The following is a 600-nucleotide window of genomic DNA, read 5'->3' as shown; positions in this document are numbered from 1 at the left end:
CTCCTGACCGTCCAGCAGCGCAATCCCCGCACGGACACCTGCAGCACCCTGTTCAGGCCCGTATTCTGCGGAAATGGAGGCAAAACCGTCATTGATCCACTGACCGAAGAAGCCGTTGTTGCCTTCGCCCGAAATCGGCGGGATCGCCGCACCGAACTCTTTGAACACATCGACACAAGCGCGCGTCATGTCCGCACCGGATGACCAAATGCCATCGACGGACGGGTTGCTCAGGAAGAAGGTTTCGCAAACCCGCTTGCCGTTGTCGTACTGCCATGCGCCCACGTCCTCGGCGACGATGCTGATGTCGGTGCCTTCAAGGGCTTCCAGCAGACCTTCGTAGCGGTTGATGTCTTCGGGATGGCCCGGCAGTCCGCGCAGAACCCAGATGTCACCTTGCCCACCAAGCTCGTCGACCAGGAATTCACCCATCACGCGGCCAAAGTTCTGGGCGCCGCCCTGAATTTCCAGTGTGAAGGCATCGGTTTCCGTAAGCCCCGTGTGCACGATGACCGGAATGCCTGCAGCCACAGCCGCCTCGATGCCTGCGTCAGCGGACGTGGGCGTCAGCGGCGTGACGATTAGCAAATCAACTTCTTG

1 protein-coding gene is annotated in these 600 nt (G+C 60.3%); it reads right to left on the bottom strand.

Annotated elements, in window-relative coordinates:
* A partial coding sequence (locus ACRZ95_RS23175; protein ID WP_480555750.1) for a substrate-binding domain-containing protein occupies positions 1–588 on the bottom strand: 588 nt, incomplete at its 3' end.
* Positions 589–600: the final 12 nt, after the last annotated feature.

The sequence above is a fragment of the Ruegeria sp. AI3 genome, from assembly GCF_056541245.1.
This window is presented reverse-complemented; position numbering and strand designations above follow the sequence as displayed.